Below are 25,135 nucleotides of genomic sequence, written 5' to 3'. Positions count from 1 at the left end.
CCGGGGTCGACCCCCTGTGGGTTCGAATCCCACCGATCGCCCTGTGGGCGACGGGCCTATCTCCCCACGGGAGATCGGCCCTTCGGTGTTCGGTGGGGAGCGTCAGGTCACGGTCACGGCGATGGTGTGGTAGCCCGTGGCGCCGTTAGGGGCCACGTCCACTTCCTCTTCCGTCTGGGTCGCGCCGGTTTGGTCGGTGGCGCGGATGCGGATGCGGTGGGGGCCCGGGCGGGCGTCCCAGTGGTAGACGAACTGGCGCCAGGTGTCGGTGGTGTCCTGGGCGGCGAGTTCGGCCTGCTGCCAGGGTTCGTCGTCGATCTGGACCTCGACGGCGGCGATGCCGCGGTGCTGGGCCCAGGCGACGCCGGCGATGGGGATGCGGCCCAGGGGGAGCTTGGCCATGTTCTTCGGGGTGTCGATGCGCGACTGGGTCTTGATCGGGGCCTGGGCGGACCAGCCGCGGGGGACCCAGTAGGCGTCGTAGTCGGTGAAGGTGGTGGCCTCGATCTCGACGATCCATTTGCAGGCGGAGACGTAGCCGTACAGCCCGGGGACGATCATGCGGACCGGGAACCCGTGCCGCAGCGGGAGCGGTTCGCCGTTCATGCCGAAGGCGAGCATCGCGTCGCGGCCGTCCAGGACGGCGGCCGTCGGGGTGCCGATGGTCATGCCGTCCGAGGAGCGGCTGATCAGCTGGTCGGCGCCGGGGTGGACGCCCGCTTCGCGGAGCAGGTCGGCGAGGCGGACGCCGAGCCAGCGGGCGTTGCCGATGTACGGGCCGCCCACCGGGTTGGAGACGCAGGCCAGGGTGACGTCGCGTTCGATGGCGGGGCGGGCGGTGAGGGCGGCGAAGTCGGTCTCGATTTCCCGGTCGACCATGCCGTGGATGCGCAACTTCCAGTCCTCGGCGCGGATTTTGGGCACCACGAGGGCGGTGTCGATGCGGTAGAAGTCCGCGTTGGGCGTGGTGTGCGGGGTCAGGCCGGGGACAGCGAGTTCGGTGCCGGCCGGGGGTGCCGGGGCGGGGGCGGCCGGCACGGGGAGGACCACGGCGTCGCGGGATTTGCTGACGTCGAAGCGTAGGTTCTGGAGTTGGCGGCCGACGGCGGCGAGGAGCGCGGCGGCGCCCGCGGCGCCGAGAAGGAGGGTGCGGCGCCGGGGAGTTGCGTACGGGGGTGGGGTGGGCGACGGGGAGTCGGGGGTGGCCGGCGGGGCGTCGGGGTCGGCTGTGGCGGTGGACGCGGTTTCGGTGGCCGGCCGGGGAGTTGCCGTCGCGCGGGTGAGGTATGTGAGCGCCGCGGCGCCGACGGCCGTGGCGATCAGGGCCGGTATGACGTCCGGGCCCTGGTCGGCGGGGCGCGAGACGGCCGCGGCGACGGTGACGACGCCGAGGATGCCGATGCCGGCCAGGCCGGCCCACAGGCGGTGCCGGGCCAGGACGCCGATGACGGCGGCGAAGACCAGCAGGGCGGCGCCTATGGCGAGTTGGAGGACGAGTTTGTCCTTGGTGCCGAACTCGCGGATGGCGAATTCCTTGAGGCCCTGCGGCGTCCGGTCGATGACCGACTGCCCGACCGTCACCAGCGGCGTCGCCTCGCGCCGGACGAACGCCGCGGTGAACTCGGCGGCGGCCACCGCGAGTGCGCCCGCGAGGATGCCGTTGAGGGCGGCCGGCCCGTCGGTGCGCGCGATGCGGCGGGCGGCGGGTGACAGCGGCACGGGCGACTCCTCACGTCGAGGCGGCTGCCGCCATCATCCCGCGGCCCGGCCGCGAAGGCCCGGACCGGGGCCTTACCGTTCGGTGACGGCGGTGCGTCAGGCCGGGCGGCCGACGAGTTCGGCGACGATCGGGGCCAGGGCGCGGAACGCCTTGCCGCGGTGGCTGATGGCGTTCTTCTCGTCGGGGGTGAGTTCCGCGGTGGTGCGGCTGTCGCCGTCGACCTGGAGGACGGGGTCGTAGCCGAAGCCGCCGGTGCCGCGCGGGGCGAAGGTGAGCGTGCCGTTGAGGCGGCCCTCGACGACGCGTTCGGTGCCGTCCGGGAGGGCGAGTGCGGCGGCGCACGCGAAGTAGGCGGCGCGGTGCTCGACCGCGATGTCGGAGACCTGGGCGAGCAGCAGGTCGAGGTTGGCCTTGTCGTCGCCGTGCCGGCCGGCCCAGCGGGCCGAGAAGATGCCGGGCATGCCGTTGAGGGCCTCGACGCACAGGCCGGAGTCGTCGGCGACCGCGGGGAGTCCGGTGGCCTTGGCCAGGGCGTGCGCCTTGAGCAGGGCGTTGGCGGCGAAGGTGAGGCCGGTCTCCGGGACGTCGGGGATCTCGGGGTAGGCGTCCGCGCCGACGAGTTCGACGTCGAGTCCGGCGGTGCTGAGGATCTGCCGGAGTTCGGTGACCTTGTGGGCGTTGCGGGTGGCGAGTACGAGACGGCTCATGGACGGCAAGCCTACGCGCGCACCGGGCGGCTGCCGGTGCGCGCGGGTGCGGACATGCCGCGGGGGGGGGGCCCCCGGGGGGGGGGGGGGGCGGGGGCCGGCGGGCGGGGGTGCCGGGCCCGAGGGTCCCGGTGCCGCGGGTCCGCCCCCGCGTTGCTTCGGATGGTGCCGTGCGGCGCTGCGTCAGCTGGTGCAGGCCTTGGTGATGGTCTCGGCGCTGCTGCGCAGCAGGCCGATCGCGTCGACCGACGGGGTCTGCTTGTTGGCGATCTGGGTGCTGAGCTCGGTGATCTCGGTCGTCATCTTCGCGATGGCGTCCTTGACGTCCTGCGAGTCGATGTCGCCGGCCGCGTCGGTGAGGGTCTTGCTGATGTCCTCGAGCGACTGGGCGGCGGCGTCCGGGTCGTTCAGCACGTTCTGCAGGGCGGCGATGTCGTTGGTGAGCTCGATGCCGAGCTTGGTGCAGTCCAGGGCCTTCTGCGCCTCGGAGCACGCAGTCGCCGTGAACAGGGCGGCGGCGATGGCGACGGCGGCGACGCTCGTACGCACGACGCGGTGGGCACGGAACATGATGCTCCTAGGTCAAGGGGACGATATGGCTGGCTGTTGATCAGAAGGTAGCGGAGCGCAGTACGTCCCGTCCGGCGCGGTGTCCGTTTCAGATCCGGCCGGTTGCAGCCTCGTGACACAGGCGACCAAGGCGTTATGGAGCGGCCGCGCTATGCCCCGGATGTCACCTTTTTGCGGGTGATGGGGGCGGTTGGCCGACGGGGTTCCCCGGCGTTCAGGCGCGGGTCTCCTCGAGCGCGATCTGCTGCAGCAGCGTGAGTTCGGCGCAGCCGGCCGCGCCGAGGTCGATCAGGCGGTTGAGCAGGTCGCGGTCGAACGGCTCGCCTTCGGCGGTGCCTTGGACCTCGACGAAGCGGCCGTCGCCGGTGCAGACGATGTTCATGTCGGTCTCGGCGCGGACGTCTTCCTCGTACGGGAGGTCGAGCATCGGGATGCCGTCGATGATGCCGACGCTGACCGCGGCGACGGAGCCGGTGAGGGGTTCGGCCTTGGCCTTGAGGAGCTTGTTCTCGCGGGCCCAGGTGACGGCGTCGGCGAGGGCGACGTAGGCGCCGGTGATGGCGGCGGTGCGGGTGCCGCCGTCGGCCTGCAGGACGTCGCAGTCGAGTTGGATGGTGTTCTCGCCGAGGGCCTTGTAGTCGACGACGGCGCGCAGCGACCGGCCGATGAGGCGGGAGATCTCGTGGGTGCGGCCGCCGATGCGGCCCTTGACCGCTTCGCGGTCGCCGCGGGTGTGGGTGGCGCGCGGCAGCATCGAGTACTCGGCGGTGACCCAGCCGAGGCCGCTGCCCTTGCGCCAGCGCGGCACGCCTTCGGTGACGGATGCGGCGACCAGGACGCGGGTGCGGCCGAATTCGACGAGGACGGAGCCCTCGGCGTGGTCGAGCCATCCGCGGTGGAAGGCGATGGGGCGAAGCTGTTCGGGGGTGCGGCCGTCTGCTCGTGACATGGCGTCCACCCTATGTGCCGGGGTGCGGCGGCCTTCGTACGCGGCCGTGCCGCGGGGCGTGCGCGGCGTGCGCTCCGGCGCCGGGTGCTGATGCGGGTGCCGGAGCGCGCGGCGCTCAGAGCTCGTAGACGGCGCCGGAGCGGGCGAGTTCGGTGGGGCCGCGGAAGGCCTTGGCGGCGTCGGCGAGGTTGCGTTCGCCGTCGGTCCACGGCGGGATGTGGGTGAGGACGAGCCTGCCGGTGCCGGCGCGTTCGGCGTGCTCGCCGGCTTCGCGGCCGTTGAGGTGGACGTTCTCGTAGGTGTCGCGGCCGTCCACGAAGGAGGCTTCGCAGAGCAGCAGGTCGCTGTCCCGGGCGAGGTCGACGAGGGTGTCGCTGCCGGCGGTGTCGCCGGAGTAGACGAGGGTGCGGCCGCCGGCCTCGATGCGGTACGCGAAGGACTCGACGGGGTGGTTGACGTGCCCGGCGGTGAACCGGAACGGCCCGATCTCGAAGGTGCCGGGGGTCACGGTGCGGAAGGCGAAGGCTTCGGTGAGGCCGGGTTCGCCGGGTATGTCGTAGGCGCGGGCGAGCCGTTCGCCGGTGCCGTCGGGTCCGTACACCGGGAGCAGCGGCAGGCGGCCTTCGGGGTGGTAGTTGCGGTAGACGAAGTAGCCGCAGAGGTCGAGGCAGTGGTCGGCGTGCAGGTGGGAGAGGACGACGGCGTCGATCGCGCCGAGGTCGGTGTGGTGCTGCAGGGTGCCGAGGGCGCCGCTGCCCAGGTCGAGGAGGATGCGGACGCCGTCGGCTTCCACGAGGTAGCACGAGCAGGGCGAGTCCGGTCCGGGGTAGCTTCCCGAGCACCCGACGACGGTGAGCTTCATACGGTCGCCCCCAGGGCGTCGACGTGGGTGAGTTCCGGGCCCAGGAAGCGCCGGCCGATCTCCCGGAACTGGGCGGGGTTGCCGGTGGTCAGGAAGCGGTGCCGGGGCTCGGGAAGGTTGGTGTCGCGCATGAGCTTGTGCGCGGCCAGGACCTTGTAGACGTCCTTGGCCGTTTCCTCGCTGCTGGTGATGAGCGTGACGTTCTCGCCCATGACGTAGCTGATGACGCCGGTGAGCAGCGGGTAGTGGGTGCAGCCCAGGATGAGGGTGTCGACGTCGGCTTCGATGAGCGGGTCGAGGTATTCGTGGGCGGCCTTGAGGAGTTCGTCGCCGCCGGTGATGCCGGCTTCGACGAATTCGACGAAGCGGGGGCAGGCCTGGGCGGTGACGGTGATGTGCGGGGCCGCGGCGAACGCGTCCTCGTAGGCCATGGACTGCTTGGTGGCGGCGGTGCTGATGACGCCGACCCGGGCGTTGCGGGTGGCGGCGGCGGCCCGGCGGGTGGCCGGGTGGATGACTTCGATGACGGGGACGGCGTAGCGTTCCCGGGCGTCGCGCAGCATCGCGGCGCTGGCGCTGTTGCAGGCGATGACGAGGGCTTTGACGCCCTGGTCGACGAGCCGGTCCAGGCATTCGAGCGCGTACGCGCGGACCTGGGCGATGGGCCGCGGGCCGTAGGGCTGCCGGGCGGTGTCGCCGAGGTACAGGATCGGCTCGTGCGGCAGCTGGTCGAGGACCGCGCGCGCGACGGTCAGGCCGCCGAAGGAGCTGTCGAAGATGCCGATGGGTGCGTCGCCGAGATCTGCCACATACAGGAGGGTACGTTCCGGGCCCCCTGCTGACCGGAGGGCTCACCCTCGCTGTGTCGGGAATCACCGTCCGGGCGCATGGGTCGCGTGCGCCCGGCGCGCGAACGCCCGGGTCCCGTCCGCGGGGTGCGGGCGGGACCCGGGCGCTTGTGCGGAGTGCTCCGCGAGCGGGGCGGCGGGGTGTCGGACGGGGCGTCAGAGGAGCATCGCGCCGAGGACCACCATGCCGAGGCTGGCCACGAAGAGGATGCCCATGAGCGGGAGCATGAACTTCACGTACCGGTCGTAGCGGATCTTTCCGAGGGCGACCACGCCGCCCATGATGACCGCGGAGGTCGGGGTGACGAGGTTGACCCAGCCGCAGGCCGCGGTGTATGCGGTGACGACGAGCGAGCGGTCGACGCCGGCGAAGTCGGCGAGCGGGGCGAAGATCGGCATGCCCAGGGCGGCGAGGCCGGAGGTGGACGGCACCAGGATCGACAGCGGCACGTTGACCGCGTACATCATCACCGCGAAGACGCCGGACGAGGTTCCGGTGACCAGGCCTTCGAGGGAGTTGAGGATGGTGTCGGTGATCATGCCGTTCTGCATGATCACAGTGATGCCGCGGGCGAGCACGATGACCAGGGCGACGGAGATGAAGTCCGCGCAGCCGGCCATGATCGAGTCGACCAGCTCCTTTTCCTTCATCTTGCCGATCAGGCCGACGACGATGGAGCCGACCAGGAAGAGCGCGGCGAGCTCGGGGAAGTACCAGCCCCAGGTGGGGATCGGGACGCCGATCTCGGACCACGGGATCACCGAGTAGATCATCACGAGGAAGGTGGCGCCGAAGACCCACATGATGAGCTTGTGGCGGCGGCTCATCTCGGGGACCTCGTCGTTGGCCGCGGCGCGGATCGCCTCGTCCTCGGGGAGGAAGCCGCTGATGGAGCGCTTGGGGTCGGCCTTGACGCGCTTGGCGTAGCGGATGACGTACGCGATGCCGATCGCGGTGAGCACGACCCACATGATGAGCCGGAGCACGATGCCGTCGCCGACCGAGATGCCGGCCGCGTCGGAGGCGACGCCGGTGGCGAACGGGTTGACGGTGGAGGCCATGACGCCGATGCCGGAGCCGACGATGATGATCGCCGCGCCGACCATGCGGTCGTAGCCGAGCTTCAGGGTGAGCGCGATGAGCAGCGCGTAGAAGCCGATGGTCTCTTCGGCCATGCCGTACGTGGTGCCGCCCAGCGAGAAGATGACCATCAGGACGGCGATCATCAGCGAGCTGCGGTTGCGCAGCCGGTGGGCGACCCGGGCGATGCCGATGTCGAGGGCGCCGGTGCGCATGGTCACCGTGATGAAGGCGCCGATCGCCAGGATGAAGAGGAAGACCGAGGCGGCGCCGAAGAGCTCGCCGTTTCCGCCGGGCGTGATGTGGCCGCCGTCGGTGACCAGGCCGTAGAGGCCGTTGATCGGGGCGAGGAACAGGTCTTTGACGCGGTCCATGAAGGAGGCGTCGTTGGTGACCGCTTCATACGTGCCCGGAATCGACGAGCCGTTCTCGTCGAGCTGGTATTTGCCGGACGGGATGATGAAGGTCAGGATCCAGACGATGCCGGTCAGTGCCGCGAGCACAGTGAAGGCCGAAGGGAATTCGAACTTCCGCTTCTGCTTGCCGGTCCCTTTGCCGCCGCCGGCCTCCGGGGCACCCGGGGTACCGGCGGTTGCGGGATCTGCCTGCCACTCGGCGGTCTCCGGCGCCTGCACGCCTGCCGTCTTCGTGGAATCGACACCCATGAGAACGCCTCTCCAACGATTGCCACTTGCTGCCCCCGGTAATGACAACGTAAAGGACGCATCATCGGATAAAGAGAGTCTAAGGACCTATTCGGGCAAACGGTGACTATCGCCGTAATGGTCCTGTCGAAGGTCCCTGCGGGGCCGGGACGTTGGACCGGGCGGCAGCGGGACAGAGGTTTATCCGCGAAGAGGCATTCCGGGGTCGCAAAAGCACCCGAAATCCGAAAATACCCCCGGAAACGAAAAATCCGGCGGCCGCGCGACCGAGGTCGCGCAGCCGCCGGTACGCCCGGCAGGCCTGGTGGGAAGGCCCGGAGGAACGGAAGTCAGGCCCAGAGCTGGCCGTGCAGCCGCTCGATGGCCTCTTCCGTGCTGGCCGCGGTGTAGATGCCGGTGGACAGGTACTTCCACCCGCCGTCGGCGATGACGAAGGCGATGTCGGCGCGCTCGCCGGCCTTGACCGCCTTGCGCGCCACGCCGAGTGCGGCGTGCAGCGCGGCGCCGGTCGAGACGCCCGCGAAGATGCCCTCCTGCTCCAGGAGTTCGCGGGTGCGGCGGACCGCGTCGTGGGAGCCCACCGAGTAGCGGGTGGTGAGGACCTCGGCGTCGTACAGCTCGGGGATGAAGCCCTCGTCGAGGTTCCGCAGGCCGTACACGACGTCGTCGTAGCGCGGCTCGGCGGCCACGATCTGCACGCCGGGGACCTTCTCGCGCAGGTAGCGGCCGACGCCCATGAGGGTGCCGGTGGTGCCCAGGCCCGCCACGAAGTGCGTGATGGTGGGCAGGTCCTCCAGCAGCTCGGGGCCCGTGGTCGTGTAGTGCGCCTCGGGGTTCGCCGGGTTGCCGTACTGGTAGAGCATCACCCAGTCGGGGTGCTCGGCGGCGAGCTCCTTGGCGACCCGGACCGCGGTGTTCGAACCGCCCGCGGCGGGCGAGGAGATGATCTCGGCACCCCACATGCGCAGCAGTTCGCGGCGTTCCTCGGAGGTGTTCTCCGGCATCACGCAGACGATCTTGTAGCCCTTGAGCCGGGCCGCCATGGCCAGCGAGATGCCGGTGTTGCCGCTGGTCGGCTCCAGGATCGTGCAGCCGGGGGTGAGCAGGCCGTCGCGCTCGGCGGCCTCGATCATGTGCAGCGCCGGCCGGTCCTTGACGGAGCCGGTCGGGTTGCGGTCCTCCAGCTTGGCCCAGACGCGGACCTCGGGAGAGGGCGACAGACGCGGCAGGCCGACCAGCGGGGTGCGGCCTACCGCGTCGATCAGGGAGTCGTAGCGCATCACGCGCCGCCGGCCACGGCCGGGAGGATCGTCACGGTGTCGCCGTCGTCGAGCGACGAGGAGATGCCGTCGATGAACCGGATGTCCTCGTCGTTGAGGTAGACGTTGACGAAGCGGCGCAGCGAGCCGTCCTCCTCGACGAGGCGGTTGCGGATCCCGGCGTGGCGGGTCTCCAGGTCGGCGATGAGCTCGTCGATCGACGCGCCGTTGCCCTCGACGGCCTTCGCGCCGTCGGTGTAGTCGCGCAGGATGGTCGGGATGCGGACCTCGATGGCCATGGGGCGCTCCAAGAATGCGGGTACCGGGTTTGCAGACAAGGGGTCGCTCCGGCACGGCCGGATTGCGCGACAGGCTGGGGCAGGGCTTGCGCCGGACGGCCGCGCGGTGCTCCGCGGCGGCGGCCGGGCGGCTCAGCCCGAGGGCAGAGCGCGACAGAGCGCGCTGGCGAGCCGGCCCAGATCGACGTGCAGGCGCGCGACGAGCAGCGTGCCGGGGGCGGTGCCCGGGCCCGTGCTCGTCATGTCCATGCCTGCGTAACGCATATCGTCATGCTAGCCATTCCAGGGGCGCCGATCCGACCTCTGCTCGCATGGTGGAACACATCGTTCCGACCAGTGAGACGCGACCGGGAGGCGCCGGCGCGGTCAGTACGCGTCGACGACCGTGACCTCTTCCTCGGTGATCACGCCGTCCACGATCCGGAACGACCGGAACTCGTAGGGGCCGTCGTCGGTGCCCGTCTCGCGGGTCGACACCAGCACGTAGTGCGCATGCGGCTCGGACGCGTACGAGACGTCGGTGCGCGACGGGTACGCCTCGGTCGCGGTGTGCGAGTGGTAGATGACGACCGGCACCTCGTCGCGGTCGTCCATCTCGCGGTACAGGCGCAGCAGGTCGCCCGAGTCGAACTCGTAGAACGTGGGCGACCGGGCCGCGTTGAGCATCGGGATGAAGCGCTCCGGCCGGTCGCTGCCCTCGGGCCCGGCCACCACGCCGCAGGCCTCGTCGGGGTGGTCCGCGCGCGCGTGCGCGACGATCCGGTCGCGCAGTTCGGAGGTGATCGTCAGCATGCGTCGAGAGTACGCACGCGCGGTGCGGACCGTGCGCGCAGGTGCACCCGGGCGCGCCGGGTGCCCGCGGACCGGCGGGTCAGCGCATCAGCGATTCGACCAGGGTCTCCTGCAGCGCGCCCAGCCAGTGGTAGACGGCCAGCATGGCCAGCCGCGGGTCGTCCGGGTCGAGGCTCTCCGCGTAGGCGTCGATGTCCTCGGAGACGCCCAGGTTGGTGCCGAGCGCCAGGCGCAGGTCGTTGAGGGCGCCGAGCCAGGCCTGGGCGTGCTGCTCGTCGAGCACCATGTGGCCCTCGGTGCCGGCCGCGGCGATGTCGCCGCGCACCATGCGGGCGTTGTCGCACTTGCGCAGCCGCAGGTCGTTCTCGGTGTAGCGGCGGAACTCGGAGGACGCCTCGGGGTCGTCGCGGTACGCGTCGGGCAGCAGCCGGGCGAGCACCGGGTCGTCGGGGGCGTTCATCGGCTCGGGCTTGGCGTCGCCGCCGTCCAGGCCGCCCCAGTCCAGGCCGTCGAGGCCGAGTTCGCGGGCCAGCGGGTCGCCGGCCGGCTCGCCGGGGGCGGGCTTGGGCTCGACGAGCTCGATCACCTGGCGGCACAGGTCGGCCAGCAGCTGGCCGTGGAGTTCGTCGAGGACGATCTCGGGGCGACCCGAGCGCCCGCGTGCGAAGAGGCCGTTCACTGGCTGCCGATTCCCCATGCTCATGTCACTCGCCGTGTGTCACTGGTCGCGGGTCACTTGTCGTGCTGGACGGTGGCCCAGAGTCCGAAGCCGTGCATCGCGTTGACGTCCCGCTCCATCTCCTCGCGGGTCCCGGAGGAGACCACCGCGCGGCCCTTGTTGTGCACGTCCATCATCAGCTTCTCGGCCTTCTTCTTGGGGTAGCCGAAGTAGCTCTGGAAGACGTAGGTCACATAGGACATCAGGTTGATCGGGTCGTTCCAGACGATGCAGACCCAAGGGGTGTCGGGCAGGACCTCTTCGTCCGACTCCGGCTTCTCGAGTTCCACGGGCGCGACACTCATGGGTTCCATGCTCCCATCAGCGCCTGCGCGCAGCGAACCTGGGCGGCGCGAAACGCCCGGCGGAACACTCCCGCCGACTAATCGTCACTTTGACGAGTAGTCGTGCTATCCTCGCCGTATGAACGCGATGGGGACTACCGCGCTGCTGACCGACCACTACGAGCTGACCATGGTCGAGGCCGCGCTGCGCAGCGGCGCGGCGGACCGCCGCTCGGTGTTCGAGGTGTTCGCCCGGCGCCTCCCGGACGGCCGCCGCTACGGCGTGGTGGCCGGCACCGGGCGGCTCCTGGACGCGATCGAGGCGTTCCGCTTCGACGACGCGACGCTGGCCTTCCTGGCCGAGAACCGCGTGGTCGGGCCGCAGACCCTCGACTTCCTGGCCGACTACCGCTTCCGCGGCGACCTGTACGGCTACGCGGAGGGCGAGGTGTGGTTCCCGGGCTCGCCGATCATGGTGGTCGAGGGCACCTTCGCCGAGGCGGTGCTGCTGGAGACGCTGATCCTGTCGGTGCTCAACCACGACTGCGCGGTGGCCGCGGCGGCCTCCCGGATGACCTCCGCGGCGGCCGGCCGGCCGTGCATCGAGATGGGCTCCCGGCGCACCCACGAGGACGCCGCGGTGGCCGCCGCGCGCGCCGCGTACATCGCCGGGTTCGCCAGCACCTCCAACCTGCGCGCCGGGCAGGCGTACGGCATCCCGACCCAGGGCACCAGCGCGCACTCCTTCACGCTGCTGCACGACGACGAACGCGCCGCGTTCACCGCGCAGATCGCCGCGCTGGGCAAGGACACCACGCTGCTGGTGGACACCTACGACGTCGCCGAGGCGGTGCGCACCGCGGTCGAGCTGGCCGGGCCCGAACTGGGCGCGGTCCGGCTGGACTCCGGCGACCTGCTGCTGCTCGCGCACCGGGTGCGGCGGCAGTTGGACGACCTGGGCGCCGCGAAGACCCGCATCGTGGTGACCAGCGACCTGGACGAGTACGCCATCGCCGCCCTGCGCGCCGCCCCGGTGGACGCGTACGGCGTGGGCACCCAGCTGGTCACCGGCAGCGGCCACCCGACCGCGTCCATGGTCTACAAGCTGGTCGCCCGGGCCGGTTCCGATGCGGCCGACGCGCCGCTGGTGCCGGTCGCCAAGAAGTCCCCGGGCAAGCCGAGCCACGGCGGCCGCAAGACGGCGCTGCGCGCGTACGACGCGGACGGCGTGGCCGAGGCGGAGGTGCTGCGCACCGGCGCGACCGGCCCGGTGGGGCCGGAATTGCGGGAGCTGCTGGTGCCGTTGATCCGCAAGGGCGAGGTCGTGGGGCGCGAGCCGCTGGCCGCGGCGCGCGAGCGGCACGAGCGGGCGCGGGCGGAGCTTCCGCTGTCCGCGACGCAGCTGTCCCGCGGCGAAGCGGTGCTTCCCACCGTCTACGAGTGATGCGAGTGAGCAGTACGTACATCCCGATGTCCGATGGCGGTTCCGAGGAGGGCGGCATGACCCGGGCCTTGATCGTGGTCGACGTGCAGAACGACTTCTGCGAAGGCGGCAGCCTCGCGGTCGGCGGCGGTGCCGGCGTGGGCGCGGCGATCCGCGCGCATGTGGCGGGCAATGCCGCCGAGCAGCCGCCGGACCCGGTGCACGTGCCGGGCGGGGTGCCCGCGTACGCGCACATCGTGGCGACCCGGGACCGGCATGTGGACCCGGGCGCGCACTTCTCGGCGACCCCGGACTACGCGGCCAGTTGGCCGGTGCACTGCGTCGCGGACACCCCGGGGGCGGAGTTCCACCCGGCGTTCGCGCCCGCGGTGGCGGACGGGCAGGTCGAGGAGGTGTTCTCCAAGGGCGCGCACGCGGCCGCGTACAGCGGCTTCGAGGGGGCGGCCGAGGACGGCACCGGGCTCGCGGCGTGGCTGCGCGGGCACGGCGTGACGGACGTGGACGTGGTCGGCATCGCGACCGACCACTGCGTGCGCGCCACCGCGCTGGACGCGGCCCGCGAGGGCTTCGCGACGCGCGTGCTGCTCGGCCTGACCGCGGGCGTGGCGGCCGAGTCGACCGCGCGGGCGCTCGGCGAGCTGCGCACCGCGGGCGTCGAGCTGGTCGGCGAGCCGGTCGTCACGGGCTGAGCCGCCCGCACAGACCGCACGGACCGAGCAGACGGAGCAGACGGAGCAGACGGAGCAGACGGAGCGGACGGAGTCAGCTCGGCCCGACGGTGATGCGGACCGCATCGCCGGCGCGGGCCGGGCTCTCCACCGCCACGCGCACCCCGACGGCCGGCACCTTCACCCCGGCCAGCGGCGACTGCGACGACCAGTACGTGCCCGCCCGGTCGTCGAAGACGGCCTTGCCGGGGCGGGGCGCGAGGGTGGTGCGGCGGTCGGGTGAGCCGACCAGGATGGCGTCGGTCTTGTCGTCCGGCAGCCCGAAGGGCGCGTCGAAGACGGCCAGTCGGGCCCGGGCCGCGGTGTTGTCGGCGGACAGCGGTTCGGCGTGCGCGTCGATCGGCAGGACCAGTCCCTGCCCGGGATGGTCGGCCACGTCGTTGTCGCCGTACGCGGTGTCCCACAGCCACACCATCACGCCGGTGCCGTACGGGTAGTGCGAGGAGCCGGCCGAGGCGCCCTGGCCGTCGTACGGCCCGGTGCGCAGCACCTTGTCGGTGCCGGTGTACTGCCGGTTCTCCACGATGTACCAGCGGGCCTTCGTGCTGCCCTTGCGCGGCGGCAGCGGCACCAGGACGGCCTGCGGGTCGCCGGTCGACTGCAGCGGCGCGAGGAGGACCGACATGGTGGCCTTGGGATCGGCGATCATCCAGTCGAGCCAGCCGAGTTGCAGGCGGTCCCAGGCGGACAGCGAGCCGGGCGAGTTGCCGAGGCCGGGGGCGCCGTCGCCGAGGTAGCCGCCCAGGCCCATGAGGGACCAGAACGCGACCGGGGAGCCGCTCCCGGTGTCGCGCCGGTCGTACAGGTCGGGAAGGCCGAGGTCGTGGCCGAACTCGTGGGCGATCACGCCGAGTCCGCCGTTCTCGGCCTGCATGGTGTAGTCGCCGGCCCAGACGCCGCTGCGGCCGATGCGGGTGCCGCCGGCCTGATTGCCGGGCGGGCCGGTGCGGCCGGCCTGGTCGCCGTACGCGAACCAGCGGTGCGACCAGATGGCGTTGGCGCCCTGCGCGCCGCCGCCGGCCGCTTGGTCGGCACCGGCCTTCACGACTTCAAGGTGGTCGAGGTAGCCGTCCGGCTCGTCGAAGTCCCCGTCCCGGTCGTGGTCGTCGCGGTCCCACTTGTCGAACGGGGCCAGGGCGTCCTCGATCTGGCGGGCGCTCAGCCCGTCCGCAGCGCGGTCGGCGTACCACTCGTTCATGGCGTCGCGGACGAGTTCCCACACGTTGGTGCAGACCTTGGCGCCGCAGGCGTCGCTGCCGTAGCGGGCCTCGTTCCAGCGGACCCGCACCCAGTCGGTGACGTTGCCCTCGACTTCCATGCGGCCGGAGGACTGCGCGCGGTAGTGCGTGGCGAGCGAGGGGCCTTTGGACCCGTCGCCGAAGAACAGGTCGTGGAAGTAGGCGCGGTCGAAGCGCTCGGTCCACACCGTCTTGTCGTCGACGCTGCGGTCGGGCTCCGGGATGGTGCCGTGCCGCGGGCCGGGCACGGCTCCGTACTTGGGGGTGCCGTTGGCGTCCACGCCGGCGCTGCGGTCGATGCTGTCGCCGAATTCCACGAGGACCACGAAGACGCGGGCGTGCGCGGGCGGCCGGAGCTGCACTTTGGGGCCCGCCGGGAGCGTGACGACGTCGGGGGCGCTGTGCGGGCCGGCGCCGGCCCCCTGGGAGGCGGTGACGACCGAGGAGACGGCGGCCTCGCGCTGGGCGCGGCGGGCTTCGGAGAACGGCCCGGGCAGATCGTCCGTGTCCAGGGGGCGGGCCGGGCCGGCGGCGGCCGGTTCCGGGCCGTCCGCGGTGCCGGTGCTGCGGACTCCGCCGCCGCCGGACGTCGTTCCGGTGCCCACCAGCAGGCAGCCGATCACGCCTGCGACCGCGAGAGACGCCGCCGCGCGCGGGCGCAGCGCGGCGCCGAGCCGGCCCGCGGCGGCCCCGATCGCCCGTCTGGTTCTGGTCAAGTAGCCCATGGCGCCTCCGTGTTCGCACGCCGTCTCGAGTGGGAACGCCTACCGGCAGCGGGGTACGGTGGCCCGAGGACCCGGGCCACGAGGACCCGGCCGAAGGCGGGGAGGTGGGCCGGCCGTGAACCGACTCGACATCACCCATCTGTCGTCAGGAGCGCTGGTCGCGGTCACCGCGACCGCACTGTTCCTTGTCCTGACCGGGACGCGTTCCGCGGGCGGTGCGGCGGTGGCCGCACTGCTCGGGATCGTGCTCGGCACGGCGACCGCGCTGCACCGCACGCGCTCGCCGATGAGCCCGCGCGCCGTGCAGGCCCGGGCGGTCCGCCGCCGGAATGCCGGAGCGGGGCAGGGCCGTACGCCGTCGGACCGCCGGCGTCACGGCTCCTGACCTCTGCGTCCGGAACCGGCGACACGAGGAGCAGCGCAGGACCACTGCGGTGCCGGGCCGCGGAGACGCGGCCCGGCACCTGTCCGGCGCTGTGCGGCTGCATACCCGGCGCCCGGCTCAGACCCGGATGACCGTGGTCTTGGCGGCCTTGTCGTGCAGGCACTGCTGCCACGGCTGGTCCCAGGTGTGCCACAGCACGTTGATCAGCCAGAAGACGAGGCCGGGGCAGGACAGGATGAGCGGCAGGACGTAGACGGCCGCGCGGATCCAGGACGGCGAGCCCTGCACGCTGCCGCCGTCGGCGACCCGGACGACCCGGATCCCGGCCGCCTTCTTGCCGAGCGTCTGGCCGTTGTTGTTGAGCATCAGGCCCTCGTACAGGAAGTACAGGACCGCGGCGACCGCGCCGATGCCGATCTGCTTGCCCAGGCTGACGTCGTCGGTGTCGGTGCCGACGAACGCGAGCGAGATGACGAACGCGATCACGAACCAGATCAGCGTGTCGATGACGCGGGCCATGAAGCGGCGGCCGCTGCCGCCGAGCGTGGGCCCCGCGTTGTAGGGCGCGCCGTATTCGCCGGGCGGGGGCGGCATCTGGCCGTACGGCTGCCCGGGCGGCGGCACCGCGCCGCCGTAGGGGTCCTGGCCGTACGGCGGCTGGCCGCCCTGCGGAGGCTGGCCGTACGGGGGCTGCGGCTGCGCCGGGTCCGCATCGGACCCGGACGGCTCCTTGCGGAACGGGTCCGGGGGGCCGGGAGGTTCGCTCGTACTCATGCATATGAGTAAAAGCGACAGTTAGTACTTTTCTGCGCTTAATGCTCCATTAGAGGGCATGGCGCGCCGCGAACCCGTCGCTCGTTCGAGGGAAACCGCGCGTTCCGGAGCGGCCCGTCGCCGCCGCGGCTGATGCGCCGTCAGTCGCAACCCACGAAGGTCCGGGACGCCTTGTCGTGCCAGCCCTGCCGCCACGGCCGGTCGAAGGCCCCGCGGACCACCCCGACCAGGCCCACCAGCAGCATGCCCGGCACCCCGAACACCAGCCAGCGGGTCGCGGTCTGCCGGAACGTCGGGGTGTCGTGGCTGTCGATGTCGACCACCTTGAGCCCGAACAGCGTCTTGCCCAGCGAGCGCCCCCAGCGCCAGGTCGGCAGCGCCTCGTACAGGAACATCGCGACCAGCACCGACCCGGCGACCGCGCCGCCGGCCAGCGCGGTCTCGGCGTCCAGCAGCCAGACCGTCTCGGTGCGGCCCTCGTAGCGGATCCGGTTCACCTTCTCGCGCAGGTGGTCCAGGGCCGGCGGGACCATCACGATCGCCACCGCGACGCCGACCGCGAGCGGGATCAGCAGGTCCGCGATCCGGGCCAGCAGCCGGCGCGGCAGCGGCGCGGGCCGCAACTGGGCGATCGCGAACAGGTCGTTGCGCGGCGGCGGGATGAACGGCTCGACGGTCGTGCGCGTCGCGGCACCCCAGGCGGGCGCGCCGGACTCCGCGGCCGCCCGGCCGGCGGCCGGGAACGGGTCGGCGGCCGTGGCGGTGCCCGCCGAGGACGCGTGCGGCTGCGCGTTCGGCGCGCCGGCGGCGGCCGGGCCGGGGTCCGGCGGGAGCCGGTCCAGCGGCACCGACTGCGCGGCTATGACCTCGCCCTGGATCACGCGGCCCTGGGACTGGCGGCCCGAGTCGTGCGCCTGGTCGGCGTCGGCGTACGCGGCAGCGTCCTCCGCACCGGCGGCGCCTTGCCCGGGCCCGTCGAACTCCCCGGCCGGGCGGCTGGAATCGGGCACCCAGGCGGAACCGTCCCAGTAGCGGACGTAACCGGGGTACTCCGGATCCGGGTACCAGCCGGCGGCTGGAATCGAGGAGTTCGAGGACATGGCCCAGATCTTGCCGTACCGCCGCCCGCGGCGGGCACGCTCCCCCATGCGCACCCGTTCTTTTTCCGCCGGACCCGCCCCGGACCCGCCGCGGACCCGCCGCGGACCCGCCCACGGCCGCGGCGCCGGCCGCAGGTCAGGGCGCGACGACCTTGCCGGGGTTGAGGATCCCGAGCGGGTCGAAGGCCGCCTTGACGGCCTGGTGGGCGCGCACGCCGACCGGGCCGAGTTCGCGGGCCAGCCAGTCGCGCTTGAGCGAACCGACGCCGTGCTCCCCCGTGATGGTGCCGCCGAGTTCGAGGCCCAGCTCCATGATCGCGTCGAAGGCCGCCCGGGCCCGCTCGGTGGCGGCCGCGTCCGCGGCGTCGAAGATGACGATGGGGTGGGTGTTGCCGTCCCCGGCGTGCGCGCACATGCCGATCACCGTGTCGTGCGCGGCGGCGATCCCGGCCACGCCGTCCAGCATCGCGGCAAGCCGCGAGCGCGGCACCGCGACGTCGTCGATCATGCTGGAGCCGAGCCGCTCCAGCGCGGGCAGCGCCAGCCGCCGCGCGGTCAGGAACATCGCGGACTCCTCCGCGTCGTCCGCGGCCAGCACCTCGAACGCTCCGGCCGCGGTGCACAGTTCGCCGATCGCGGCGAGCTCCGCGCGCGGGTCCGGGGTGTCCAGCGCGATCAGCAGCAGGGCCTCGGTGTGCTCCGGCAGGCCCATGTTGGCCAGCGCGTTGACGGCCCGCACGGTGGTGCCGTCCATCAGCTCCATGAGCGAGGGCGTGTGCCCGGCGGCGGTGATGTCCGCGACGGCGCGCCCGACTTCGGCGGTGCTGCCGAACTGCGCGGCCAGCACCAGCGCCGGGGGCGGCGTGGGACGCAGCGCCAGGACCGCCCGGACGACCACGCCGAGCGTGCCCTCGGCGCCCACGAACAGCCGCGTGAGGTCGTACCCGGCCACGCCCTTGGCGGTGCGGCGGCCGGTGCGCAGCAGTTCGCCGTCGGCCAGCACGACGTCCAGGCCCAGCACGTACTCGGCGGTGACGCCGTACTTGACGCAGCACAGCCCGCCCGCGCCGGTGCCGATGTTGCCGCCGATCGTGCAGGTCTCCCAGCTCGACGGGTCCGGCGGGTAGGTGAGCCCGAACGCGGCGGCGGCCTTGGACAGATCGGCGTTGACCACGCCCGGTTCGACGACCGCGACGCGGTCCACCGGGTCGATCTCCACGATGCGGTCCATGCGCACCAGGGACAGCACGATGCAGCCGTCGACCGCGTTCGCCCCGCCGGACAGCCCGGTGCGGGCGCCTTGCGGCACGACGGGCACCCGGAGCCGCGAGGCGACCCGCATCACGTGCTGCACCTGCTCGACGGACTCCGCGAGGACCACCGCGGCCGGCCGTCCGGCGGCGCACAGACTGGCCTGGTCGTGGGCGTACGAGGCGGCCACGTCGGGGTCGGCCACCAGCGCCCGGTCGGGCAGCCCGGCCCGCAGCTCGGCGATCAGATCGGCACCCGGTTCGCGGTGCCCGGCATCGTCCCTATCGTCCATACCCGCAGGCTAGCGCCGCACCCCGGACACCCCCAGAGCACCCGCACCACGCCGTCCTCCGGGCCCGCGAAGACCCCGGGGCCACGTCGTCGGGGCCCCGGGGTCTTCGTTCGTGCGTGGTGCACCCGGGTCGGCGATGGCGGTCGCCTGCCGGGCGATTCCGCGGTGCCACCGGCCCGCCGCCCGGGCCGGCGTCACATCCGCGGGGTCAGAGGTTGCCGCGCTTGGCCTGCTCGCGCTCGATGGCCTCGAACAGCGCCTTGAAGTTGCCCAGGCCGAAGCCCTGCGAGCCGTGCCGCTCGATGATCTCGAAGAACACCGTCGGGCGGTCCTGGACCGGCTTGGTGAAGATCTGCAGCAGGTAGCCGTCCTCGTCGCGGTCCGCGAGGATCTTGAGCTCGCGCAGCGTGTCGACCGGCACGTGCGTCTCGCCGACCCACTCGCCGAGCGTGTCGTAGTAGGTGTCCGGCGTGGCCAGGAACTCCACGCCCGCCTCGCGCATCGCGCGCACGGTGGCCACGATGTCGTCGGTGGCCAGCGCGATGTGCTGGACGCCGGGGCCGCCGTAGAACTCGAGGTACTCGTCGATCTGCGACTTCTTCTTCGCGATCGCCGGCTCGTTGATCGGGAACTTCACCTTGCGGGTGCCGTCCGCGACGACCTTGGACATCAGCGCCGAGTAGTCGGTGGCGATGTCGTCGCCGACGAACTCGCGCATGTTCGTGAAGCCCATGACGCGGTGGTAGAACTCCACCCACTCGTTCATCTTGCCGAGCTCGACGTTGCCCACGCAGTGGTCGATCGAGGTGATCATCGGCTTCTCGCGCACCGGGGCGAGCGGGCCGCGGGCGGCGTAGCCGGGCAGGTACGGGCCCGCGTAGTCGTGCCGGTCGACCAGCGAGTGGCGGGTGACGCCGTAGGTGGCGATCGCCGAGCGGACCACGGTGCCGTTGTCGTCGCGCAGTTCGTTCGGCTCCTCGACGCCGGCCGCGCCGTGGCCGGTGGCGAAGGCGTACGCGGCGCGCGCGTCCGGGACCGCGATGGACAGGTCGACGACGCCGTCGCCGTGCTCGGCCACGTGCCGGGCCAGGTCGGTGTCCGGGTGCATCGGGGCGGTGACCACGAAGCGGGCCTCGCCGGACTCCAGCACGTAGGAGGCGCTGTCGCGGTTGCCGGTCTCCGGGCCGGAGTAGGCCACGCAGGTGAAGCCGAACGCGGTGGAGTACCAGTGCGCGGCCTGGCGGGCGTTGCCGACCGCGAAGACGACCGCGTCCATCCCGAGCACCGGGAAGGGGTCCTGCGCCGTGTCGCCGGCGTCGGTGCGGTGCAGCATCTCGGTCATGAGGGCTCCCGGGTCGGTCGTGGCGATCGGCGTGCGATCCCCGTGCATCGGCGTGCCGCCGAGTACGTCCGTACGTCGGCTCCTGTTCGAAGCCTCACCCCGCCTGGCAAGTTGCGCAACAGGTGCCATTTCGACTGGTCAATCTGTACAGTCGAGCCCGCGACCGTCCGGTTGATCTGTGCAGCCTGCCCAGCCGCCGGGAAACGCCCGCGACGCAAAGACCGGAGGAGCCCGTGGCCATCGACCGGCTCGACGCCGCCCTGATCCGCCTCCTCGACGAGGAGCCGCGGCTCGGCGTCCTGGAGTGCTCGCGCCGCCTGGGCGTGGCCCGCGGGACGGTCCAGGCGCGCCTGGACCGGCTGCACGCGCGCGGCGTGGTCCGCGGGTTCGGGCCGCATCTCGACCCGGCAGCACTGGGGTTCGCGGTGACCGCGTTCGCGACGCTGGAGATCCGGCAGGGCCGCGGCCCGGACGTGCGGGCGCACCTGGCGTCCATCCCCGAGGTGCTGGAGCTGCACACCATCACCGGGCGCGGCGACATGCTGTGCCGCCTGGTGGCCCGGTCGAACGCGGACCTGCAGCGGGTGATCGACCATGTGGTCGAGTTCGAGGGGATCCTGCGCGCGTCGACCGCGATCGCGCTGGAGAATCCGGTGCCGTACCGGGTGCTGCCGCTGGTGGCCGCCGCGGTCGAGGAGCCGGAGAAGCCTTAGGGGGTGCCGGGCCGCGCCGGCCTCGGCGGGGCGGGCTTCGGCGGGACGGGCTTCGGCGGGACGGGCTTCGGCGGGACGGAGCTCAGCGGACGCGCCTCAGCAGGCGGGGACCTTGCCGCCCTGCTGGATCGCCATCAGCGCGTCGACCGCCTCGGGAAGCGTCTTGACCGGGACCAGCCGCAGCCCGTCCGGCGCCGCGTCCTCGGCCGCATCGCATTCCTCGGCGGGCAGCAGGAAGACCACCGCGCCGTCCCGCTTGGCGGCCTTGGTCTTCATCGCGACGCCGCCGATGCGGCCGACCTTGCCGTCCGCGGTGATGGTGCCGGTGCCGGCGACGGTCTTGCCGCCGGTGAGGTTCTGAGTGCCGAGCTGGTCCACGATCCCCAGCGAGAACATCAGCCCGGCACTCGGGCCGCCCACGTCGGGCAGGTTGAGCGTGACCTTGACCTGGTTCGGGTCGAGGCCCAGGTAGTTCAGGGCCGCGACCGCCGCGTGGTCCTGGGACTCCACCATGTCCTTGGTGTTGTCCGCGATGATCTCCTTCTTCGACTTGCCCTCGGGGTAGACCGACGACTTCGGCACCACGGCCTCGTCGGAGTCGAACCACGCGTCGAGCAGGTCCGGCAGCTTGAGCTTCACGTCCGGGTCGGTGGCCCGGATCGTGGTGAGCAGCAGCTTGCCGTCGGTGGGCTGCGGGGTGGCCCCCTCGATCCGGATCACCGGGACACCGTCCTCGCTGCCCAGCGTGTCGGCCGTCTCGCCGGGCACGATGAGCGTGTACGGCAGCGGCACGGTGAACGAGAACACACCGAAGACCACCACGAGCAGCAGCGAGAGGAGGAGGTTGCGCTTGGTACGGGCCACCCCGGAATTAAATCAGCGCACCCGCACGCTCGCGGCCGGCTCGTCGCGCTGCGCGGGGACGACCGGTCCCCCGCCCAGCGTCTCGGCCAGTTCCAGCGCCGCTTCGGCGACCCGCGGTCCGAAGCGCTCGCTGTCCAGTTCGCTGAACGACAGGACGCCCACGCTGGCCTCGACCCCGGCCAGGGCCGGCACCGCGGCGGCGATGCCGGGGGCCGAGCGGTGTCCGTCGCCGGGCACGTGCACGTACGGGACCGCGGGGTCCAGGCCGGCGCGTACGCGGCGGGCGGTGAGGATCGCCAGTCCGGCGGCGCCCTGTTCGAGGGCGTGCCGGGATCCGACCCGGTAGGCGACGTGATAGTCGGTCCAGGTGGGTTCGGCGACCGCGACGGCCAGCGCGTCCAGGCCGTCGACGATGGTCAGGTGGGCGGTGGCACCGGTCTCCTCGGCGAGGCGGCGCAGGCACGGCACCGCGGCGTCGCGCACGAGCGGGTGCGCGCGGCGGGCGAGTTGCAGCGCGCCGAGGCCGAGCCGGGTGCGGCCCCCTGCGTCGCGGCGTATCAGGCCGTGCTGTTCGAGCGTCGCGAGGATCCGGTACACGACGGTGCGGTTGACCCCGAGCGCCGCCGAAATCTCGGGAACGGTCAGCCCTTCGGGGGCGTCGGCCAATTGTTCGAGGACCTTGAGTCCCCGGTCCAGGGTCTGTGATGTCTCCGCGGCCACGAGAAGCCTCCCTTGCACGCGTGCTCTAGCATTCCCGGGATTGCCAAATGCCCGGGTCCTCCACAAGGCGCGACTCCGGGCGCGGCCTGGTGGCGGACGCCGGGGTCACGATGCTGCTGCGCGGCGCCAGGTCGTGGTTGCGCGGACAACTCGTCTGCCGTCCGTGGACAGGTTGGACGGGGGTGCCGGCCGCCCAGGGCTCTTGTCTCTGGTACGGCTGTCGTCAATCACGGTAATCAGGGGTCAGCCTGCTGGTAAGCGAGTTTCCGGAATGTGGACGGATTCTCAGCGAGATCTCATCGCCAAAAGCTGGCAAAGTCGGGCAAAAGACACGGTTCGTTCGCGAGTGACACGTGCGACATCCGAAGTTGATCTCATCATGCGGACCATGGAGCGTCCGAATCTCGTGCGTACCGTCCGGTAGGCGGAGCCTCTGCACCGATTCAACGCGCGAAGATGCGCTCAGCGTGCCGGATTTCCAAGATCGAAAGCAAATTCCGGCGCCGTTCGCAGCCTCGGCGAAACGATCTTTCGGAAATTTGCGCAAAGTCGCGAAGGAACCCTGCGGAACGGCCTCGCGACGCGGCCGCACCGCGCTCCGGCGGGCCCGATCCACCGCCCTGCCGCCACGACATGACACGCGACATGACACATGTCATCACGTCTGGGCGGCCTGCGCTGCGAAACCCGCGACCCGGATCCGGCGCGACGACTGCGGCCGGGCGGACAGCGGAGCATCCCGCGGGACGTCACGTCCCGCGGGGCATCCGAACGGGCGCGTTCAGCGTGACGAGGTCGCCCACTGCTGGATCTTGCTGATCCGGTCCTGCAGCTGCCCCGCCGAGGCCTGCGCGGTCGGCGGTCCCCCGCACACCCGGCGCAGCTCGTTGTGGATCACCCCGTGCGGCTGCCCGCTGCGGTGGTGCCACGCGGCGACCAGCGTGTTCAGCTCCTTGCGCAGACCCGACAATTGACGGTGCGTCACGACCGGGCGCTGGGTGGCCGGCTTCTCCGAGAGGTCGGCCTCTTCGTCGGGCTTCTTGCGGCTGCGCGCCAGCTGCCGGGCCTGCCGGTTCTGCAGGAGCATCTGCACCTGGTCCGGCTCCAGGAGCCCCGGGATCCCGAGGTACTCCTCTTCCTCTTCGCTGCCGGTGTGCGCCTGGAGGCCGAATTCGGCGCCGTCGTACAGCACCCGGTCGAACCGGGCCTCGCTCTCCAGCGCCTCGAAGGAGAACTGCTCCTGCTCGCCGGGGGTGTCCTTCTCCTGGTTGGCCTGCGCAAGGAGGGCGTCCTCGCTGTCGTACAGGCCCTCGCCCTTCTTCTGCTTGTCGAGCACGTGGTCGCGCTCGACCTCCATCTCGTTCGCGTGCTGCAGCAGCGTCGGGACGGACGGCAGGAACACCGAGGCGACCTCGCCGCGGCGCCGCACGCGCACGAAGCGGCCGACCGCCTGCGCGAAGAACAGCGGGGTGGAGATGGTGGTGGCGAAGACGCCGACCGCCAGGCGCGGCACGTCGACGCCCTCGGAGACCATGCGGACCGCGACCATCCAGCGCGAGTCGCCCGCGCTGAACTCCTCGATCTTCTTGGACGCCCCCACGTCGTCGGAGAGCACGATGGTGGCGCCAGTCCCGGTGATCTCGCGGATCATCTTGGCGTACGCCCGGGCCGACTCGTGGTCGGTGGCGATGACCAGGGCACCCGCGTCCGGCACCGACTTGCGCACCTCGGTGAGGCGCTTGTCGGCGGCCTTGAGGACCTGCGGCATCCACGACCCGTGCGGGTCCAGTGCGGTACGCCAGGCCTGGTTGATGGCGTCCTTGGTCATCGGCTCGCCGAGGCTGGCCGCGACCTCGTCGCCGGACTTGGTGCGCCAGCGCATGTCGCCCGAGTACGACATGAAGATCACCGGGCGGACGACGTGGTCGGCGAGGGCGTGCGCGTAGCCGTACGTGTAGTCGGCCGCGCTGCGCCGGATGCCGTCCGAGCCCTCGACGTACGAGACGAACGGGATCGGGTTGGTGTCGGAGCGGAACGGCGTGCCGGTGAGCGCGAGGCGGCGGGTGGCCGGCTCGAAGGCCTCGAAGACCGCGTCGCCCCACGACTTGGAGTCGCCGGCGTGGTGGATCTCGTCGAGGATCACCAGCGTCTTGCGGTTCTCCACCCGGCGCCGGTGCAGCATGGGGTGGACGCCCACCCCTGCGTACGTGACGGCCACGCCGTGGTACTCGCGGTTGGCCGGCCCTCCGGAGCCCGAGTAGTTCGGGTCGATCCTGATCCCTATGCGCGCGGCCGCCTCGGCCCATTGCTTCTTGAGGTGCTCGGTCGGCGCGACGATGGTGATCTGCTGGACTATGTGGCGCTGCAGCAGCTCGGACGCGATCCGCAGCGCGAACGTCGTCTTGCCCGCGCCCGGGGTGGCGACCGCGAGGAAGTCGCGCGGCTGACGCAAGAGGTACTCGTCCAAGGCGCCCTGCTGCCAGGCGCGCAGTTTGCCGGCGGTGCCCCAAGGGGCCCGGGCGGGGAAGGCCGGGGACAGATGAGACGCGGCTGAAGTACTCACTGCGGGACAGGCGCTCCGGGTCAAACGGGGGCAGGACAGGAAAGTCTCACGGGGGCGGGACGGGAACGGCCCAGGCTACCCGAGGGGATGAGGCGCCCAGGGCAACGACGCGGTTACCCGCGCGGCCTGGCGGCGTCCCGGTGTCGTCCGTCCGAGGGCCGTTGCTCCGCGCGCGTCGTCGCGGCCGGGGCGTTCGGGTGAGATTGCGCACCCCGGCGACTCGGACAACCCCCAGGGGGTAG

The 25,135-nt window shown here is 72.0% G+C and carries 25 protein-coding genes; 4 read left to right on the top strand and 21 right to left on the bottom strand.

Going from position 1 to position 25,135, the window contains the following annotated elements; genetic code table 11:
- Window positions 1-102: 102 nt before the first annotated feature.
- The 13 genes from LZ495_RS34630 to clpS form a co-directional block, all read right to left on the bottom strand.
- On the bottom strand, window positions 103-1,719 hold the full coding sequence (locus LZ495_RS34630) for a molybdopterin-dependent oxidoreductase (RefSeq protein ID WP_235057096.1): 1,617 nt from the start codon (window positions 1,717-1,719) through the stop codon (window positions 103-105).
- A 96-nt stretch (window positions 1,720-1,815) separates the two neighbouring features.
- Window positions 1,816-2,427 (bottom strand): RdgB/HAM1 family non-canonical purine NTP pyrophosphatase, encoded by a 612-nt coding sequence (rdgB, locus tag LZ495_RS34625; RefSeq protein WP_235057095.1) that lies wholly within the window; start codon window positions 2,425-2,427, stop codon window positions 1,816-1,818.
- A gap of 183 nt (window positions 2,428-2,610) precedes the next feature.
- On the bottom strand, window positions 2,611-2,997 hold the full coding sequence (locus tag LZ495_RS34620; RefSeq protein ID WP_235057094.1) for a DUF8711 family protein: 387 nt from the start codon (window positions 2,995-2,997) through the stop codon (window positions 2,611-2,613).
- Window positions 2,998-3,211: 214 nt separating this feature from the next.
- Window positions 3,212-3,946 carry a ribonuclease PH gene (rph, locus tag LZ495_RS34615; protein ID WP_235057093.1) on the bottom strand — a complete coding sequence of 245 codons (735 nt, stop codon included), beginning with the start codon at window positions 3,944-3,946 and terminating at the stop codon, window positions 3,212-3,214.
- Between the two features lie 115 nt (window positions 3,947-4,061).
- A complete protein-coding gene (locus LZ495_RS34610) occupies window positions 4,062-4,808 on the bottom strand; it encodes an MBL fold metallo-hydrolase (RefSeq protein WP_235057092.1) in 747 nt (248 codons plus the stop codon).
- On the bottom strand, window positions 4,805-5,617 hold the full coding sequence (murI, locus tag LZ495_RS34605; protein WP_235057091.1) for a glutamate racemase: 813 nt from the start codon (window positions 5,615-5,617) through the stop codon (window positions 4,805-4,807). The genes LZ495_RS34610 and murI overlap by 4 nt, the downstream gene beginning before the upstream one ends.
- A 195-nt stretch (window positions 5,618-5,812) precedes the next feature.
- Window positions 5,813-7,402, bottom strand: a complete 1,590-nt coding sequence (locus LZ495_RS34600) for a YfcC family protein (RefSeq protein WP_235057090.1) — start codon at window positions 7,400-7,402, stop codon at window positions 5,813-5,815.
- Between the two features lie 329 nt (window positions 7,403-7,731).
- A complete protein-coding gene (locus LZ495_RS34595; protein ID WP_235057089.1) occupies window positions 7,732-8,682 on the bottom strand; it encodes a PLP-dependent cysteine synthase family protein in 951 nt (316 codons plus the stop codon).
- Complete coding sequence (locus tag LZ495_RS34590) at window positions 8,682-8,960, bottom strand: MoaD/ThiS family protein (RefSeq protein WP_235057088.1); 279 nt, start codon at window positions 8,958-8,960, stop codon at window positions 8,682-8,684. The genes LZ495_RS34595 and LZ495_RS34590 overlap by 1 nt, the downstream gene beginning before the upstream one ends.
- Window positions 8,961-9,092: 132 nt before the next feature.
- Entirely contained in the window at window positions 9,093-9,203 is a 111-nt protein-coding gene (locus LZ495_RS44390) for a putative leader peptide (protein WP_372498689.1), read from the bottom strand.
- 123 nt (window positions 9,204-9,326) lie between these two features.
- Window positions 9,327-9,752 carry a M67 family metallopeptidase gene (locus LZ495_RS34585; RefSeq protein ID WP_235057087.1) on the bottom strand — a complete coding sequence of 142 codons (426 nt, stop codon included), beginning with the start codon at window positions 9,750-9,752 and terminating at the stop codon, window positions 9,327-9,329.
- Between the two features lie 79 nt (window positions 9,753-9,831).
- Complete coding sequence (locus tag LZ495_RS34580) at window positions 9,832-10,455, bottom strand: DUF2017 domain-containing protein (RefSeq protein WP_308268687.1); 624 nt, start codon at window positions 10,453-10,455, stop codon at window positions 9,832-9,834.
- A gap of 29 nt (window positions 10,456-10,484) precedes the next feature.
- Window positions 10,485-10,775, bottom strand: coding sequence for an ATP-dependent Clp protease adapter ClpS (gene clpS / locus LZ495_RS34575; protein WP_235057086.1), 291 nt, complete (start codon window positions 10,773-10,775; stop codon window positions 10,485-10,487).
- Between the two features lie 118 nt (window positions 10,776-10,893).
- Between clpS and LZ495_RS34570 the strand changes: the two genes are divergently transcribed.
- Together LZ495_RS34570 and LZ495_RS34565 are read left to right on the top strand one after the other, a co-directional pair.
- A complete protein-coding gene (locus LZ495_RS34570; protein ID WP_235057085.1) occupies window positions 10,894-12,198 on the top strand; it encodes a nicotinate phosphoribosyltransferase in 1,305 nt (434 codons plus the stop codon).
- Window positions 12,199-12,254: 56 nt separating this feature from the next.
- Window positions 12,255-12,887 carry an isochorismatase family protein gene (locus tag LZ495_RS34565; protein ID WP_235057084.1) on the top strand — a complete coding sequence of 211 codons (633 nt, stop codon included), beginning with the start codon at window positions 12,255-12,257 and terminating at the stop codon, window positions 12,885-12,887.
- Between the two features lie 73 nt (window positions 12,888-12,960).
- On the opposite strand, the gene LZ495_RS34560 is transcribed toward LZ495_RS34565, so the two are convergent.
- On the bottom strand, window positions 12,961-14,880 hold the full coding sequence (locus LZ495_RS34560) for an immune inhibitor A domain-containing protein (RefSeq protein ID WP_235057083.1): 1,920 nt from the start codon (window positions 14,878-14,880) through the stop codon (window positions 12,961-12,963).
- A gap of 124 nt (window positions 14,881-15,004) precedes the next feature.
- On the opposite strand from LZ495_RS34560, the gene LZ495_RS34555 reads away from it, so the two are divergent.
- Window positions 15,005-15,274, top strand: a complete 270-nt coding sequence (locus LZ495_RS34555) for a hypothetical protein (protein ID WP_235057082.1) — start codon at window positions 15,005-15,007, stop codon at window positions 15,272-15,274.
- Between the two features lie 117 nt (window positions 15,275-15,391).
- On the opposite strand, the gene LZ495_RS34550 is transcribed toward LZ495_RS34555, so the two are convergent.
- The 4 genes from LZ495_RS34550 to hppD all read right to left on the bottom strand — a co-directional run bounded on the left by LZ495_RS34550 (window position 15,392) and on the right by hppD (window position 20,033).
- Window positions 15,392-16,048, bottom strand: a complete 657-nt coding sequence (locus tag LZ495_RS34550) for an RDD family protein (protein WP_235057081.1) — start codon at window positions 16,046-16,048, stop codon at window positions 15,392-15,394.
- Between the two features lie 140 nt (window positions 16,049-16,188).
- Complete coding sequence (locus LZ495_RS34545; protein ID WP_235057080.1) at window positions 16,189-17,196, bottom strand: RDD family protein; 1,008 nt, start codon at window positions 17,194-17,196, stop codon at window positions 16,189-16,191.
- Window positions 17,197-17,284: 88 nt separating this feature from the next.
- The gene (locus LZ495_RS34540) at window positions 17,285-18,691 is read right to left on the bottom strand and encodes an FAD-binding oxidoreductase (RefSeq protein WP_235057079.1); all 1,407 of its coding nucleotides are present in this window, start codon (window positions 18,689-18,691) and stop codon (window positions 17,285-17,287) included.
- Between the two features lie 208 nt (window positions 18,692-18,899).
- Window positions 18,900-20,033 (bottom strand): 4-hydroxyphenylpyruvate dioxygenase, encoded by a 1,134-nt coding sequence (gene hppD, locus LZ495_RS34535; RefSeq protein WP_372498687.1) that lies wholly within the window; start codon window positions 20,031-20,033, stop codon window positions 18,900-18,902.
- A gap of 233 nt (window positions 20,034-20,266) precedes the next feature.
- Between hppD and LZ495_RS34530 the strand changes: the two genes are divergently transcribed.
- A complete protein-coding gene (locus LZ495_RS34530; RefSeq protein WP_235057078.1) occupies window positions 20,267-20,746 on the top strand; it encodes an Lrp/AsnC family transcriptional regulator in 480 nt (159 codons plus the stop codon).
- A 96-nt stretch (window positions 20,747-20,842) separates the two neighbouring features.
- Here the strand turns inward: LZ495_RS34530 and LZ495_RS34525 are convergent, their stop codons facing one another.
- The 3 genes from LZ495_RS34525 to LZ495_RS34515 all read right to left on the bottom strand — a co-directional run bounded on the left by LZ495_RS34525 (window position 20,843) and on the right by LZ495_RS34515 (window position 24,893).
- Window positions 20,843-21,610 carry a S16 family serine protease gene (locus tag LZ495_RS34525; protein ID WP_235057077.1) on the bottom strand — a complete coding sequence of 256 codons (768 nt, stop codon included), beginning with the start codon at window positions 21,608-21,610 and terminating at the stop codon, window positions 20,843-20,845.
- Between the two features lie 12 nt (window positions 21,611-21,622).
- Window positions 21,623-22,330, bottom strand: coding sequence for an IclR family transcriptional regulator (locus LZ495_RS34520; protein WP_235057076.1), 708 nt, complete (start codon window positions 22,328-22,330; stop codon window positions 21,623-21,625).
- A 781-nt stretch (window positions 22,331-23,111) separates the two neighbouring features.
- Entirely contained in the window at window positions 23,112-24,893 is a 1,782-nt protein-coding gene (locus LZ495_RS34515; protein ID WP_235057075.1) for a DEAD/DEAH box helicase, read from the bottom strand.
- Window positions 24,894-25,135: the final 242 nt, after the last annotated feature.

Source organism: Yinghuangia soli, assembly GCF_021502675.1.
Classification (GTDB): Bacteria; Actinomycetota; Actinomycetes; order Streptomycetales; family Streptomycetaceae; genus Yinghuangia; species Yinghuangia soli.
The sequence above is the reverse complement of the archived record's forward strand: the minus strand, read 5'-3'. Positions and strand labels throughout refer to the sequence as shown.